Raw genomic sequence first — 15,560 nt, 5'->3', positions numbered from 1 at the left:
CCGACGTGAAACGGTGGAACACCACCCAGCTCGACGAGATCTACACCGCGATCCGGCGTCAGCTCGATGTCCTGATCCATTCGGGTGATGATTTCGGGAAAGCCGTTCCGGTGAACGACTGGACCGGCCCCGCCGCCGACACCGCCGGCTCGGCGCACCGAGCGCTGATGTCCCGCATCGACAAGCTCGCGGCCGGTGCGAGCATCGTCGGCAAGGCCATCACCCAAGCGGCTGATGCGATCACCGGGGTGCAGAACGCGATCACGAACGCGGAAGAATTGGCCCTCAAGTACGGCTATCAGATCACCGATTCCGGGACTGTGACCGACACTTTTCGTGACCGCGAGCCACCGCCGGATCTGCACCCGCAAGATCGGGAACGCGCCTGCCGGCAGGTCGTCGACGACGTCACCCAAGCGTTGCGCACGGCCGAGGACATTGACAGCGATCTCGCGTCCGTGCTCGAACGCGCCGAAACCGGCGAGTTCGGCACCGGTGACGAGACGACCGTGGCCGCCGCGGCCGCGGCCGGCGCGCTCGATCCCGGTCTCACGTTGCCGGAACCACCCGCCGGCGCCACCCCGTCGCAGACCGCGGCCTGGTGGGCGAGCCTCTCCCCCGCCGGCCGCGCGATCCTGCTCCACGACCGGCCGGCGGCCCTCGGCGCCATGGACGGCCTGCCCGCCGAGGTACGCGACAAGGCCAACCGAGACGTCTTCGGTCAGCGGTACTCCGACCTGCGGAGTCAGCGTGACGACCTGCGGCAGCGGATGGCCGCGCTGGACCGGTCCGACCCGACGCAGCAGAGCGAGTACTTCGACCTCGAGCGGGAACTGGCTCCCGTGGACAAGAAACTCCAAGGGCTGGACGCGATCAACGAGCGGCTGACGCAGCCCCTGCCCGGTCAGCCGCCCGCGTTCCTGCTGGGAGTGGACACCAACGGCGCCGGGCACGCCATCATCGCCGTCGGCAACCCGGACCACGCGCAGAACCTGGCCACCTACGTTCCCGGCACCTACGCCGGGCTCGACGGATTCGCCACCGACATCCAGCGGGCCGACATCATGAGCCAGACCGCGAGCATGATCAACCCGGTACCGACCTCGGTGATCACCTGGGCCGGCTACGACGCGCCGCAGAGCATCGTTCCCGACGCCGCCGGCACGAGCTTCGCCGATCACGCCGAGCCCGGCCTGCGGCGCTTCCAGGACGGGCTCGACGCCAGCCACGACCCGATCAGCGTCAACTCCACCGTGATCGGCCACAGCTACGGCACCACCGTGGTCGGCCAGACCGCCCGTGACTTCGGCCTGCCCGCCGACAACCTCGTCATGGTCGCCAGTCCGGGCGTCGGTGTGCAGCACGCCACCGACTTGCGCCTCGACGGCGTCCCGCCCGACCAGATGAGCCACCACCTGTACGCCACGAAATCGGCGATGGACCCGGTCCCCGCCTTGACGAACTTCGACAACCCGGCGCTCGACCGAATCGATCCGCTGGGCCCGGACCCGACCACCGGGTGGTTCGGCGGGCACCCGTTCGACTCGGACCTCACCGGCGGCCACTCCGACTACTGGGATCCGAACTCGAAGTCGCTGCGGGGGATGGCCGCCGTGATAGCAGGTGCGGCTGCGCCGTGATCCCTTCGCCTCGAGGCCCCCTGGGGACGCCGAAGAACCTTCGGTGGCTCCTGGTCCTCGTAGTCCTGTTGGCCAGCACCACTGCCGCATGCGGAGACGATCCCGTGGAACCCACCACCTCCCTCGCCCAGGCGCAGACGTCCGCGACCGACCAGATCCACGAGGCCGCGGCCGCTGTCTTCCCCGGAGGCTTCACGCTGGAGGCGCTGCCACCCCAGCCGTTGAACTGCACGGACGGTTCCGACAAACCCACCGGCCGCGTCCAGCTCGGCGTCGGCTTCTGGGTCAACGGAATCCAGGCCGCGCAGAACGGCGCGTACTTCGACGCGCTCAAGGCCTGGTGGGCGAGCCACGGCTGGGCGCTCGACGCCGACAACCGGCCGGGCGACCTGTTCATGAACGCCCGGCGCGACGGCTACCTCATGAGCCTGCAAGGCAACGTCAACCAGCGGCTGGCGATCGGCAACACCACGCCGTGCGTCTGGCGGAACGGTACCCCCACCGCGAATCTCTGACCGGGAATGTTCGTTCTCTTCGTGGTGGTGGATCGGCCGGCTTCAGGACAGTTTCGCTTCGGGGGCGAAGGCGGGCAGCTTCTCGAGACTGCTGTGCACGGCCTCGGCGCCGTACTCGAACATCCGGCGCTCGTAGTCATCGATTGCGCTCAGCAGGTTCTGGCGGCCTTCGGCCGTCGCGATCAGGTTGCGGCGTAGCAGGTCGGCGTCGCGCAGGGCGGTGTTCGCTCCGTTGCCGCCCGTCGGGGAGGTGGCGTGGATCGCGTCGCCCAGCAACGTGACCGGGCCGGGGGCCCAGCGTGCTCCCGGCTTGACCACCCGGATGGACAGCAGCGTGCTGTTGTCCGGGTCGGCCTGCTCGATCAGTGCTCGCAGCTGCGGGTGCCAACCGTCCATTCTGGACAGTACGGCGTCCTGCGGGGTCAGGTCCGCCAGTGAGCCGTCCGGTGGCAGGATCATGGCCCAGCGCACGTAGTCGCCGATGTCGGGCAGCGTGACTTCGGGGGCCAGACGCTCGGCGGCCTGCTTGGGCGGGGTGCGGAACCGCATCGCGCCCAGCAGGAGGCTGACGCCGTCGCCCGCGATCTTCGAGCCGTACGCCCTGGACAGGCCGGCGAACTCGTCGGTCAGCGGGGTGCGGCCGATGACGAACCGGACGCCGGTGTCGGTCGGGGTGGTCTGCGGCGACAGCACCCCGCGGACCGCGGAGGTGACGCCGTCCGCGCCGACGAGCAGGTCGGCGGTGGCCGGGTCGCGGCGGGCGAACCGGGCGCGGACCTGGCCGCCGGGCAGCACGTCGTAGCCGGTCAGCGCGGCGTCGGCGTGCACGGTGAGGCCGGTCAGCACCAGGTGCCGCAGCACCTGCCGGTCGACCACGATGCCGGTCCGGCCCGCGCCGAGCCTGCCGATCTCGTTGAGCCGCGGGTCCAGGACCAGCTGCTCGGCCGAGGCGTCCATGACGATCTCGTCCAGCAACGGGTGCCAGCGCGCCGGCAGGCAGTCGCGCACCGCCTGGAACCCGATCGGGTTCAGCACGAGCCGGTAGCCCTGGAACCGGGCGACGATGCCCGGGTCGCGCTCGAACACCTCCGCCTCGATCCCGGCACCACGCAGACCCTGCGCGAGAGCCAGCCCTCCCAGGCCGGCTCCGACCACGGAAACTCGCACCACACACCTCCGGAACTCCCGGACGAACTTAGTTCGTCGACCCTTCGAGTTGTACCTAGCGAACTTAGTTCGTGTCAAGTTATAGTGATCGACATGCCCGCCGACTCGCGCCACGCCCGACCAGGGGCGGCGGCACCGCGCAAGAAGCCGATCACCGTCGACCGGATCACCGACGCCGCCCTGGAAGTCGTCGCCACCGAGGGGTACGACGCGCTGACCATCCGCCGGGTCGCCGCCGTGCTCGGCACCGGTCCGTCGTCGCTGTACGCGCACATCGCCACCAAGGACGACATCGACGACCTGCTGATCGGCCGGCTCTACGCCGCGGTGGTGCTCCCCGAACCGGACCCGGCGGCCTGGCGCGGGCAGCTGCTCGGGGTGTACTCGCGGATCCGCGACCTGTACCTCGATTACCCCGGAGTCTCGCGCGCCGCGCTGGCCACGGTGCCGACCAACCGGGAAACGCTGCGGGTCGGCGAAGGGATCCTGGCGATCCTGCTCGCGGGCGGCGTCGCACCGAGGACGGCCGGCTGGGCCCGCGACGCGATGTCCCTCTACGTCAGCGCCTACGCGCTGGAGCAGTCGCTGGTCCGGCAGCGGCGCCGGCACCAGGACCAGGAATGGGTCCTCAGCCACGAGGAGCTGCTGGACCGCTTCACCGCGTTGCCCGCCGAGGAGTTCCCGCAGACCCGACGCCACGCCGCCGAGCTGATCTCCGGTTCCGGGCACGACCGCTTCGAGTTCGCCCTCGGCCTGCTCATGGACAACCTGCGGCCCGAATCCGGGTGAATTCCCCGGACAGGACAGGAATTGTCACCAGTTCCAGGGCCGCGCCGTAAGGGAGCCGACGTGAACAGGCCACCTGGTGTTCGCGTCGGCTCAAGCAGGCGGGAATAGCGTCCGGGTCGCCGAAGGATTCCCCTGCACAACCGAATGAGGCAGATCATGCGCGAAAACCCGGCGGGCCCGAACCGGCGGTCCTTCCTGCGGAACGCGGGGCTGGCCGGCGTCGGCGCGACGGCGCTGGGCGCGCTCGGCGCCGCACCGGCCGAAGCCGACATCGCAAACAGTGCCGACAGAAGCAGGTGGAATCCGGACGGCGAGAGCCGCCAGTTCACCGTCGCCGTGATGCCGGACACCCAGTACCTCTACTGGGGCAGCCAGAACAGCATCAACCCGGAGCCGCAGGAAGCGTCGCTGCGGTACGTGATCGCCAACAGCGGCGCCCCGGACCACAACATCGTCTTCCTGGCCCACCTCGGCGACCTGACGCAGGACGCCGACGTCACGTCGTTCCAGGCCGTGGACAAGACGTTCAAGCAGGCCGACTCGGCCGGTCTCGCCTACAGCGTCCTCGCGGGCAACCACGACGTGTCCGGTGACGACACCCGCGGCACCACGCCGTACCTGCAGACGATGGGCCCGCAGCGGTTCCGCCGGCAGAAGTCGTTCCTCGGCGCCGACGCGAGCGGCTACAACACCGCGCACGTCTTCCGCGCCGCCGGGCGCGAATGGCTGCTGCTGGCCATGGACTGGCGCACCTCGGCCGCCGGCTTCGCGTGGGCCAACGACGTCATCAAGAAGCACCCGAAGCTGCCGGTGATCCTCACCTGCCACGAGATCGTCGCGCCGACCTACGGCGACGAGGTCTACCCGTACGAGTCGGGCGACGCCGAGGACAACGCCGAGATCACCGGCTACGGCCAGACCGTGTGGGACTCGCTGATCAAGGACAACGACCAGATCTTCCTCACGCTCAACGGCCACTACTGGCCCTCGGGCCGCACGACGAAGAAGAACGCCGCCGGCCATGACGTGCACCTGCACATCACGAACTACCAGAACCGGTACATGAGCGGCGGCGGCATGCTGCGCCTGTACCACTTCGACCTCGAGCGCGACACGATCGACGTCGAGACGGTCTCGCCGTGGATCCTCGAGAAGGACCCCGCGAAGCGCAACCGCATGGAGGTGCTGGAGTCGCGGCTCACCACGGCCGTCGACCGCTTCTCGATGCCGTTCGACTTCGAGCGGCGCTTCGCCGGCTTCATCCCCGTGCCGGTCCGCCCGGCGCGACCGGCCGGCAAGGTGCTCGTGCCGGGCACGCTCGCGTACTGGCGCTTCGACGGCGTCGGCGCGAACGGCAGCGCCGTCACCGCCGGCCAGCGGGTGCGCGACCTGTCGGGTCACGGCAACGACCTCACGCTGCAGTCCGTCGCCGGCACCGCCCCCGACGCCCTGACCTGGACCGACGACCACCACCCCGACCAGCCGGGCCACGCCAGCCTCCGGTTCGCCGGCGGCCGGAGCCCGCTGCACGGCGCGTACCTGACCACGGGCCCGGGCGCGCCGCTGAACACCGAGACGTTCAAGCGCGGCTACACCATCGAGACGTTCGTGAAGATCCCGCGCGACTGGGACGGCGGCACCAACGGCAACATGCCCGTCCTGGTCCGCCGCGGCGCGTCCGGCGACGCGGGCAAGCACGGGAAGAACACCGACCCGAAGGAGCCGGTGGCCCAGCTCATGACCACGAACAACGGTCGTGAGGTCCAGTTCAACTGCTACCCGCTCAGCCAGACCTACCCGACCACCAACTGGAGCCACGGCCTGGCCGAAGACCAGTGGTGGCACCTCGCGGTCGTCAACGACGGGCACCGCACCAAGGTCTACGTCGAAAGCTCCCCCGTGGCCGACAACCCGTTCACCGACTCCGTCGGCATCGCCTCCCTCGGCCTCGCGTGGCTCCTCGGCGGCCACGAATACGGCGGCGCGCTCGACAACGTGTTCCACGGCTGGATCGGCGACGTCCGGATCGTCGGCCGGGCACTGCGGCTGGACGAGTTCCTGACCCGGTGATCCACCGGTAGCCGCGGTCGGACCGGAGGATGCCGGTGGGTCGCCCGCGACGTGCGGAATCCGGTCCGATGTGGACGATCCGGTTGCCGGGCACGCTCCCCCGGCCGGCTCCCGGTGCGGCTAGCCTGACGTCCGTGACCGTCGAGCTGACCCTGCTGTCCCGGGTCTCCTTCCGCGGCCGGGAGCTCACCGGCGCCCGGCCGGGCGCGCTGCTGGCGTTGCTCGCCGGCCGCCTGCGCGGCGGGTGCGGCGCGGACCGGCTGGTGGCCGAGCTGTGGCCGTATGACCAGCCCGAGCACCCGGCCAAGGCGTTGCAGATCCTGGTGTCGCGGACCCGGGCGCGGCTCGGCCCGGACGTCATCGTCACCACCCCCACCGGCTACCGCCTCTCCCTGCGCGAAGAGCAGGTCGACGTCTCGGCCGTCCTGCTCCACGCGGCGGCGAGCACGCAGGCCGCCCGCGCCGGCGATCACGCAGGCGCCCTCGAGCACGCCGAAGCCGGGCTCGCGTGGTACGACGGCCCCACGGACCCCACCCTCGACGACCCGTTGTCCACCCTGCGGGCCGCCGCCGTCACGACGTACCGGAGCCTGACCCGTTCCCGGGCGCTCGCCCTGGCCCGGCTCGGCCGGTACGCCGAGGCCGCCGGCCCCCTCGGCGACGTCCGGCAGGACCGGCCGGCGGACGAGGAGGTCCTGCTGGAGCTGCTGCGGTGCGACGCCGTGACCGCCGGCCCGGCCGCGGCCCTGAACCGGTACGAGGACCACCGGCGGACCCTGCGCGACGACCTGGGCAGCGACCCCGGACCCGCGCTCCGGGCGCTGCACCGCGAGCTGCTGCTCGGCGACACCCCCGCGCAGCGGCACGGCGTCCGCCACGAACCGAACCCGCTGCTGGGCCGCGACCAGGACATCGCCGCGGTGACCGCGCTGCTGCGCGCCGCCCGGGTCGTGTCGATCACCGGCCCCGGCGGCCTGGGCAAGACCCGGCTCGCGCACGCCATCGGCCGCCAGGCCGGCCAGCGGGTCGTGCACTTCATCGAACTGGCCGCGCTCACCGCGGACGACGACGTCGCGGGAGCGGTCGCGGCCGGGTTCGGCGTGAGTGGCCCCGCGGTGCTCGCCGGCGTCGTCGAAGCGCTCGGGACCGACCCCGTGCTGCTGGTGCTGGACAACTGCGAGCACGTCGTGCGCGGCGTGGCGGACCTGGTGCACGGCCTGGTGTCGCTGAGCGGCGACCTCCGGGTACTCACCACCAGCCGCGCCCCGCTCGGCCTGTCGGCCGAATCGGTCTACCCCCTGCCCGAACTGGACCTCCCGACCGCCGCCGAGCTGTTCACCCAGCGCGCCCGCGCGGCCCGGCCCGGCGCCGACCTGCCGCCGGACGCCGTCCGGACGCTCTGCGAGCGCTTGGACGGGCTGCCGCTGGCGGTCGAGCTGGCCGCGGCCCGGATCCGGGTCATGTCCGTCGCCGAGATCACCGGGCGGCTGGCGGACCGGTTCGCCGTGCTGCGCGGGTCCTCCCGGGACGCCCCCGACCGGCACCGGACGCTGCACGCCGTCATCGGCTGGAGCTGGCACCTGCTCGACGGCGCCGGGCAGGCCGCCATGCGCGCGCTCTCGGTGTTCCCCGGTGGTTTCACCGCCGACGCCGCCCGCCACGTGCTCGGCGACGACGCCGTGCTGGAGCAGCTGGTCGACCAGTCGTTGCTCAAACCGGTCGACGACACGGCGGGCACCCGGTTCCGGATGCTGGAGACCGTGCGCGAGTTCAGCGGGGCGCGTCGCGCCGAGATCGACGGCGAAACCGAGCGAGTCATCGGCGATTTTCTGGCCTGGGCCCGGGATTTCGGGCTGACGAACCACGATGCGGTCGTCGGTCCCGACCTCGTCCAGGCCGTCGGCCGGATCCGCGTCGAAGAGGACAACCTCGCCTTGGCCCTGCAGCACGGACTCGCTCTCGAAGACGGGGCGGCCGTCGCCGCGATCGCCGCGGTCCTCGGCAGCCTGTGGGTCACCGAGTCGAACTTCACGCGGCTCACCGCGCTGGCCGAGGAGACGGCGTGGCTGCTGTCGCACCACCGCCCGGCCCCGGACGTCCTCGAAGCCACCCGCACCGCGACCGTGCTGGGTGCGCTGATCAGCCTGCTCATGCGCACCACGTCGGCCCGCCGCACCCTGGTCACGCTGCGCCGGCTGCCCGCCGCGCCGCCGGACGACCCCGTCCGGGCCATCCAGGCGGCGTTGTGCGCCCCGGATGAGGCGGCACGGCAACGACTGTGCGACAGCGACCAGCCGGTGCTCGCGGGTATGGCGAACTACATCGCCAGCTACGTCCGGGAAGGCGTCAACGATCTCGACGGCGCGCTGCGGGCGGCTCGCGCGGCTCGAGCACGACGGCACGCCGCTGCCGGTGGCACTCGCGCACGCCCGCGTCGGCGAGCTCTGCCTGCAGGTCGATCCCGGCGACGAGGCCCTCCGGCACATCGACGTCGCGCTGTCGCTGCTCGAAGACCTCGGCGCGCGCTCCACCTCCACCCGGGCGCGCTGGGCGAAGGTGCTGGCCAACCTGCAACGCGGCGCGTTCGACGAAGCCGAACGGGGCCTGCAGCCGGGCGCCGGGGACGACGAGCCGATCGGGTTGCCGATGTTCGACGTCTGCTCCCGCGCCGAGATCCTGCTCAGCCGCGGCGACGTCGACGGCGGGCTGCGCCTGTGGCGGCAGGCCGCCGGCCACCTGCGGACGACCACCGGCGCCGGGCTCTGGACGTGGGAGGTCCAGGCCGTCGCGGTGGTCACCCACGCCCGGCACGACCGCCTGGACCTCGTCGCGGACGTCGTCGCGGGCCTGGCCGGCCCACTGTCCACAATGGTCACCTCCGCGCCCGTCGTGGAGTTTCCGGCGTGTGGCTCGCTCCTGGTGGCGCTGGCCGTGTCCGACCTCGGCCGTGGAGACACGGCGTCGGGTGCGCGGCTGGTCGCGCTCGCCGGGCGGTTCGGGCTGCAGCGGTCGTTCCAGCCGGCGATGTCGATCACACGGCTGCGGGACGTCGCCGAACACGCCGACCCGGCGGCGTACGCCGAGGCCGTCTCGGCGTACGCCGACCTGGACCACGACGGGCTGCGCGCCGCGGCCTCGGCCGAGCTGCGCGCCCGGGATCAGCGCGGATCCCGCCTGAACAGCGCCCGCGCCCAGAAGTAGCCCGCCAGGGCGAGCCCCACGCACCAGCCGACGGCGAGGAAGCCGTGTCCGGCAACGGGAGTACCGAGCAGCAGGCCGCGCAGGGCGTCGATGATCGGGGTGAACGGCTCGTGCGCCGCGAACCAGCGCACCGCGCCCGACATCGCGTCGGGGGCGACGAACGCGCTGCTGAGGAACGGCAGCAGCTGGACCGCGAACGTGAACGGCGCGGTGCCCTCGGCGGTCTTGGCGGCCAGCCCGACCGCGACGCCGAGCCACATCAGGGCGAGCGTGAGCAGGGTGAGGATCCCGAAGGCGGCGAGCCAGCGCAGCGGATCGCCGTCCGGCCGGAAACCCAGCAGCAGCGCGACCGCGACCACCAGGACGGCGCTGACCAGGGTGCGGACGGTCGAGCCGACGACGTGGCCGGTCAGCACGGACGCGCGGGAGATCGCCATCGTGCGGAAGCGGGCGATGATGCCCGCGGTCATGTCCCGGTTGACCGCCATCGCCGTCGTCGTGGCGCCGTAGCCCACGGTCATCAGGAGGATCCCGGCGACGAGGTAGTCGAGGTAGCTGCGGCCCGGCGCCCCCGTCCCGAGCCCCGCGGTCAGCGCGCCGCCGAACACTCCGACGAACAGCAGCAGGAGCACGACCGGCAGCGCGATCGTCATGATCATCGCGCCCGGGTTGCGGAGCGTGTGACGGAAGTTGCGCCGCACCATGGTCGTCGCGTCGCTCATCGGGCCGTCTCCTTCGCGGTGGTGGTGTGGCCGGTGAGGGCGAAGAAGACGTCGTCGAGGTCGGGGGTGTGCACGGACAGCTCGTCCGGGTCGATCCCGGCGTCTTCCAGGCGGTCCAGCACGGCCCGCAGCGCGCGGACCCCGCCGTCGCCCGGCACCTGGAGGGCGACGGTTTCGTCGTCGCGGCGCCCTTCGCCGAACGCCCGCGCGGCCGCGTCGAGGTCGGCGACGTCGCGGAACTGCAGGCGCACGTGGCCGCCGGGCACGCTCCGCTTGAGCTCCTTCGCGGTCCCGGCCGCGACGATCTCGCCGTGGTCGAGGACCGCGATCCGGTCGGCCAGCTCATCGGCCTCGTCCAGGTACTGCGTGGTGAGGAAGATCGTGACGCCGCCGGCGACCAGCTCCCGGATGATCTGCCACATCGTGCGGCGGCTGCGCGGGTCGAGCCCGGTCGTCGGCTCGTCGAGGAAGATCACGCGCGGGTCGCCCACCAGCGTCATGGCCAGGTCGAGGCGACGCCGCATGCCTCCGGAGTACGTCGTCGCCAGGCGTCTCGCCGCATCGGCGAGGTCGAAGCGGTCGAGCAGCTCGGCGACCCGCCGCCGTCCTTCGACGCGGCCGAGGTGGTGCAGGTCGGCCATCAGGACGAGGTTCTCCTCGCCGGTCAGCAGGTCGTCCACGGCCGAGAACTGGCCGGTGACGCCGATCGCGGCCCGCACCGCGTCCGGTTCCGCGGCGAGGTCGTGCCCGGCGATCCGCGCCTGCCCGCCGTCGGCCCGGATGAGCGTGGAGAGGATCCGCACCGCGGTGGTCTTCCCCGCTCCGTTGGGCCCCAGCAGGGCGAACGTCGTCCCGGCCGGCACGTCCAGGTCGATACCGTCGAGCACGATCCGGTCACCGAACGACTTGCGCAGCCCGGTCACCGCGATCGCGGATGCAGCGCTGTCCATGCGCCCCCTTCCGTCGGCGTGGCCGGAGCGGCCACGACACGAGGAGGATGCGGGCAGCGGGATTCACGCCGGTTTCACCGCGGTTTCAGCAGCAGTGCTCGCCGCGCCAAGCCTCGCGGCCTTCCCGCACCGCGACGGCGGCGATCACCAAGGCCACGGCCGGATCGGCCCACGACCAGCCGAACAGTGCGTTCACCAGCAGCCCGAGCAGCAGGACGCCGGAGAGGTAGGTGCACAGCAGCGTCTGCTTCGAGTCGGCGACCGCGCTCGCCGAACCCAGCTCGCGCCCGGCCCGGCGTTGCGCGTGGGACAGGAACGGCATCACCAGCAACGACACCGCCGCCAGCACGATCCCGACGGTGGACTGCCCGGCCGGCTCCGCGCCGAACAGGGCGCGCACCGACTCGACCGTGACGTACGCGGCGAGCGCGAAGAACGACGCCGCGATCACCTTCAGCGCCGTCCGTTCGCGCGCCTGCGGGTCCGGGCCGGAGAACTGCCAGGCGACGGCCGAGGCGGAGGCGACTTCGATGACCGAGTCGAGCCCGAACCCGATCAGCGCCGTCGAGGACGCCACCGACCCGGCCGAGATCGCGATGACCGCCTCGGCCACGTTGTAGCCGATCGTGGCGGCCACCAGCAGCCGCACCCGGCGCGACAGCACCGCCCGGCGGTCGGCGTCCGTCGCTTGGACAGCACAACATCCGTCGGTGCAGCCGCCTTGCGCGATCGGCAGCAGCTCGACGCGTGGTTCGGCGTCGCCGCTCATGCCTTCACCGGCTCGACGTCGTCCACGCAGGGCTGCTCGGGATCGACCGCGAGCACCAGCTGGACCAGCTCGCGGAGCGCGCGAGCCAGGTGCTGGTCCGCCAGTCCGTAGTGGACCTGACGCCCCTGGTAGGTCGCGACGACCAGGCCGCACCCGCGCAAGCAGGCCAGGTGGTTCGAGACGTTGGAGCGGCTCAGGCCCAGTTCCTTGGCGAGCTGACCGGGGTAGTTCGCCCCGTCCAGCAGGGACACGAGGATCTTGCACCGCGTCGGGTCGGCCAGCGCGCGCCCCAGCCGGGCCAGCGCCGCTCCCCGTGTCTCACACGTCAGCATGCGTCGGACAGTACAGCCACGGCTGACACGACAGCAAGGCCGGCGACCTTCTCGATCAGGAGCCTGGCCACCACGTGGTGACGCGTTCAGGCATGCCGAATCCGGCGGCGATAGGTGAGCGTGGCGAAGAAGTACGCGACGACGAGGATGCCGACGCACCACGCGAGGGCGATCCAGATGTCGGAACCGACCGGCTGCTGCGTGAACAGGCTGCGCAGGGCGTTGACGATGGACGTCACCGGCTGGTGTTCGGCGAAGGCGCGCACCGGGCCGGGCATCGTGCCGGTGGGCACGAACGCCGAACTGAGGAACGGCAGGAAGATCAGCGGGTAGGAGAACGCGCTCGCGCCGTCGACCGACTTCGCGGTGAGGCCTGGGATGACGGCGAGCCACGTCAGCGCCAAGGTGAACAGGACCAGGACGCCCAGCACCGCGAGCCACGCCGCCACGCCCGCCCCCGAGCGGAAGCCCATGAGCAGGGCGACGCCCACGACGACCACGAGCGAGATCAGGTTCGCGACGAGCGAGGTCAGCACGTGCGCCCACAGCACGGCCGAGCGTGCGATCGGCATGGACTGGAACCGTTCGAAGATGCCGTTCTTCATGTCCAGGAAGAGCCGGAACGCGGTGTAGGAGATGCCTGAGGCAACGGTGATGAGCAGGATGCCGGGCAGCAGGTAGTTCACGTACGAATCCGAGCCCGCTTTGATCGCGCCGCCGAACACGTAGACGAACAGCAGCAGCATGGCGATCGGCATGATCGCGGTGGTGATGATCGTGTCCACGCTGCGCGTGATGTGCCGCAGGGACCGTCCGAGCAGGACAGCTGCGTCGCCGAAGAAGTGTTTGGTCATCACTGTTCCCCCCGGCCGGCGTTGCCGACGAGGGTGAGGAAGACGTCTTCGAGGGTCGGCTGCTTCTCGACGTATTCGACCTTGGCCGGCGGCAGGAGCCGCCGGAGCTCGGCGAGGGTGCCGTTCACGATGATCCGGCCTCCGTGGAGGATCGCGATCCGGTCGGCGAGGTGCTCGGCCTCGTCCAGGTACTGCGTCGTCAGCAGCACCGTCGTGCCGCGGCCGGCGAGTTCCTTGACGGCCTGCCACACCTCGATGCGCCCCTGCGGGTCGAGCCCGGTCGTCGGCTCGTCGAGGAAGATGACCGGCGGGTTCCCGACCAGGCTCATCGCGATGTCGAGGCGGCGGCGCATGCCTCCCGAGTACGTCGCCACCTTCCGGTCGCCGGCGTCGGTCAGCGAGAAGCGCCGGAGCAGGTCGTCCGCGATCGTGCCCGCTCCCTTGAGGTGCCGGAGCCGGGCGACCAGCACGAGGTTCTCGCGGCCGCTGAGGATCTCGTCGACGGCCGCGAACTGTCCCGTGAGACTGAAGGACGCCCGCACGTCCTCGGCCTGAGTGGCGACGTCGAAGCCGTGCACGACGGCGGTTCCCGCGTCGGACGCGAGCAAGGTGGAAAGGATCTTCACGACGGTCGTCTTGCCGGCCCCGTTCGAGCCGAGCAGGGCGAAGATGCTGCCCCGCGCGACGTCGAAGTCCACGCCGCGCAGCACCTTCAGCGTCTTGTACGACTTCTCCAGACCCTGCACGTGGATCGCGGCCGTCATGATCGAGCCTCGCCGGTCGCTTCTTCGGCGCGCTTGATGCCGTTGGTCAGCCGGTCCCGTTCCCGGATGATCCAGCCACCCTTCGTGTAGTTCTGGATGAACGCCTCGACGAAGTCGACGGGGTCCTCCCCGACGATCTCGCGGATGGGCGTCCCGTCCGCCGCGGCTCGTTCGAACAGGTCGATCAGGTCCTCGAACATCGACGCCGCGCTCTCGCCGTCCGCCGCCCCGAAGAACATCAGGTACCGCTCCAGCGCCGCGACCGCCAGGCGGTAGTTCTCGGGAAGCCTTTTGCTGCGCGCCTTGTACGCCCGCCAGCGCCGTTTGTCGCCGATCACCCTCGCGGTGATATCCGAGATCTTCATCGTCAGTTGCCCCCTTCGCGGAGCTGTTCGAGCCGTTCGGCGAGAAAGCCCCAGGTCTTCCAGAACTCTTCGAGGTGCTGCCGTCCCTGCGCGTTGAGCGAATACACCTTGCGGGGCGGCCCTTTCTCCGACGGCACCTTCTCCACGTCGACGAAGCCGCGTTGCTCGATCCTGACCAGCAGCGCGTAGACCGTGCCCTCGGCGATGTCGGAGAACCCCTGGTCCCGCAGCCACGCCGTGATCTCGTAGCCGTACGCGGCCCGGCGGCCCAGGATCGCCAGGACGATGCCCTCCAGCACCCCCTTGAGCATCTCCGTCACCTGCTTGCCCACGGATCACCTCTCCCCAGTACTCAGTGTCAGTGACTACTGGTAGATAGTATCGCTGAATAGCGAAGACGCAAGGGCCCGGGTGCGTGACCGATCGTCCTCAGCCGTGGATCAACTCGGTGGAGACGTCCCAGAGGCGCTTCGCGGCGGCCGGGTCGAGCGCCCATTCCTTCACGCCGTGCGGGTGGTCGGCGAGGGCGGCGTCGTCCGGCACGGTGTACGCCTCCTGGGCGTCGTCGAGGTAGTGGCCACCGGTGCGGGCGAACTGCGGCGCGACGGCGGCGACGATGGTGGTCGCGGCGCCCTGCTCGACGGTCTTGTAGGTGAAGGTGCCGGCGGCTTCGGCCGCGTCGAGGGACGCCTTCTGCGCCGGGGTGAAGTTCCGCTGCAGCCCGGTCGCGATCCCGCCGGGGTTGACGGCGTTCGCGAAGACGCCGTCGGCGGCCCAGCGGCGGGTCGCTTCGACGGCGAACAGCGAGTTCGCGGTCTTCGACCGGGCGTACGCGAGCTGCGGGTCGTAGGCCTGGCGCGCGAAGTGCGGGTCGTCGAAATCGACGTTCGCGCGCATGTGCGCGGTCGAGCTGAGCGAGACGACGCGCGCTTCGCCGCGGTCGGCGGCCCCACGGGCGAGCGCGTCGTGCAGGCCGGTGGCCAGCGCGAAGTGGCCGAGGTGGTTCGTCGCGAACTGCAGCTCCCACCCTTCCGGCGTCCGCTCCAGGCCGCCGGTGACGACACCGGCGTTGGCGACGAGCAGGTGCAACGGCCCGTTCCAGCCATCGGCAAACCGCCGGACCGCCGCCTGGTCGGCGAGATCGAGCACCGCGACGCGCGTCGTGCCGGTGATGGCGTCGGCGACGGATTGGCCGGCGACCGGGTTCCGGACGGCGAGGGTGACCTCGGCGCCGGCGGCCGCGAGCGCGCGGGCCGTTTCGGCGCCGATGCCCGAGGACGCCCCGGTCACGATCGCGCGGATTCCGGCGAGGTCGACGCCCGCCAGCACCTCGTCCGCGGTGCTGGCGGCGGAGAACTGGGTGGTGATGAGTTCACGTGTGGTCATGGCGCCACTATACGTACTAGACAGTTCTTGTATAGT

General features: G+C 71.3%; 15 protein-coding genes and 1 pseudogene. 6 read left to right on the top strand and 10 right to left on the bottom strand.

Annotated features, from left to right (window positions below; all coding sequences use genetic code 11):
• The first annotated feature begins 5 nt into the window (after positions 1-5).
• On the top strand, positions 6-1,640 hold the full coding sequence (locus MUY22_RS35170) for an alpha/beta hydrolase (RefSeq protein WP_247051486.1): 1,635 nt from the start codon (positions 6-8) through the stop codon (positions 1,638-1,640).
• A gap of 104 nt (positions 1,641-1,744) precedes the next feature.
• A complete protein-coding gene (locus tag MUY22_RS35165) occupies positions 1,745-2,155 on the top strand; it encodes a hypothetical protein (RefSeq protein ID WP_247051485.1) in 411 nt (136 codons plus the stop codon).
• A 42-nt stretch (positions 2,156-2,197) separates the two neighbouring features.
• On the opposite strand, the gene MUY22_RS35160 is transcribed toward MUY22_RS35165, so the two are convergent.
• Positions 2,198-3,322, bottom strand: a complete 1,125-nt coding sequence (locus tag MUY22_RS35160; RefSeq protein WP_247051484.1) for an NAD(P)/FAD-dependent oxidoreductase — start codon at positions 3,320-3,322, stop codon at positions 2,198-2,200.
• Between the two features lie 93 nt (positions 3,323-3,415).
• Between MUY22_RS35160 and MUY22_RS35155 the strand changes: the two genes are divergently transcribed.
• From MUY22_RS35155 to MUY22_RS35140, 4 genes and pseudogenes are all read left to right on the top strand, one after another.
• The gene (locus MUY22_RS35155) at positions 3,416-4,111 is read left to right on the top strand and encodes a TetR/AcrR family transcriptional regulator (protein WP_247051483.1); all 696 of its coding nucleotides are present in this window, start codon (positions 3,416-3,418) and stop codon (positions 4,109-4,111) included.
• Positions 4,112-4,267: 156 nt separating this feature from the next.
• Entirely contained in the window at positions 4,268-6,181 is a 1,914-nt protein-coding gene (locus tag MUY22_RS35150; RefSeq protein ID WP_247051482.1) for a LamG-like jellyroll fold domain-containing protein, read from the top strand.
• A gap of 29 nt (positions 6,182-6,210) precedes the next feature.
• Positions 6,211-6,960 (top strand): annotated as a pseudogene (locus tag MUY22_RS35145) (BTAD domain-containing putative transcriptional regulator); the annotation flags it as partial.
• Between the two features lie 1,633 nt (positions 6,961-8,593).
• Entirely contained in the window at positions 8,594-9,382 is a 789-nt protein-coding gene (locus MUY22_RS35140) for a hypothetical protein (protein WP_247051481.1), read from the top strand.
• Here MUY22_RS35140 and MUY22_RS35135 read toward each other — a convergent pair.
• The 9 genes from MUY22_RS35135 to MUY22_RS35095 all read right to left on the bottom strand — a co-directional run bounded on the left by MUY22_RS35135 (position 9,340) and on the right by MUY22_RS35095 (position 15,524).
• Positions 9,340-10,104 carry an ABC transporter permease gene (locus tag MUY22_RS35135; RefSeq protein ID WP_247051480.1) on the bottom strand — a complete coding sequence of 255 codons (765 nt, stop codon included), beginning with the start codon at positions 10,102-10,104 and terminating at the stop codon, positions 9,340-9,342. The genes MUY22_RS35140 and MUY22_RS35135 overlap by 43 nt on opposite strands.
• Positions 10,101-11,054, bottom strand: a complete 954-nt coding sequence (locus MUY22_RS35130; RefSeq protein ID WP_247051479.1) for an ATP-binding cassette domain-containing protein — start codon at positions 11,052-11,054, stop codon at positions 10,101-10,103. Before MUY22_RS35130 ends, MUY22_RS35135 begins: the two co-directional genes overlap by 4 nt.
• An 85-nt stretch (positions 11,055-11,139) precedes the next feature.
• Positions 11,140-11,823 (bottom strand): cation transporter, encoded by a 684-nt coding sequence (locus MUY22_RS35125; protein ID WP_247051478.1) that lies wholly within the window; start codon positions 11,821-11,823, stop codon positions 11,140-11,142.
• On the bottom strand, positions 11,820-12,155 hold the full coding sequence (locus MUY22_RS35120; RefSeq protein ID WP_247051477.1) for a helix-turn-helix transcriptional regulator: 336 nt from the start codon (positions 12,153-12,155) through the stop codon (positions 11,820-11,822). The genes MUY22_RS35125 and MUY22_RS35120 overlap by 4 nt, the downstream gene beginning before the upstream one ends.
• 86 nt (positions 12,156-12,241) lie before the next feature.
• A complete protein-coding gene (locus MUY22_RS35115; RefSeq protein WP_247051476.1) occupies positions 12,242-13,009 on the bottom strand; it encodes an ABC transporter permease in 768 nt (255 codons plus the stop codon).
• Entirely contained in the window at positions 13,009-13,773 is a 765-nt protein-coding gene (locus MUY22_RS35110) for an ABC transporter ATP-binding protein (RefSeq protein WP_247051475.1), read from the bottom strand. Before MUY22_RS35110 ends, MUY22_RS35115 begins: the two co-directional genes overlap by 1 nt.
• Entirely contained in the window at positions 13,770-14,138 is a 369-nt protein-coding gene (locus MUY22_RS35105) for a DUF1048 domain-containing protein (protein ID WP_247051474.1), read from the bottom strand. The genes MUY22_RS35110 and MUY22_RS35105 overlap by 4 nt, the downstream gene beginning before the upstream one ends.
• A 2-nt stretch (positions 14,139-14,140) precedes the next feature.
• Positions 14,141-14,470, bottom strand: a complete 330-nt coding sequence (locus MUY22_RS35100) for a PadR family transcriptional regulator (RefSeq protein ID WP_305879322.1) — start codon at positions 14,468-14,470, stop codon at positions 14,141-14,143.
• Between the two features lie 97 nt (positions 14,471-14,567).
• Entirely contained in the window at positions 14,568-15,524 is a 957-nt protein-coding gene (locus MUY22_RS35095; protein WP_247051473.1) for an SDR family NAD(P)-dependent oxidoreductase, read from the bottom strand.
• Positions 15,525-15,560: the final 36 nt, after the last annotated feature.

It is taken from the genome of Amycolatopsis sp. WQ 127309 (assembly GCF_023023025.1).
GTDB lineage: Bacteria > Actinomycetota > Actinomycetes > Mycobacteriales > Pseudonocardiaceae > Amycolatopsis.
The sequence above is the reverse complement of the archived record's forward strand: the minus strand, read 5'-3'. Positions and strand labels throughout refer to the sequence as shown.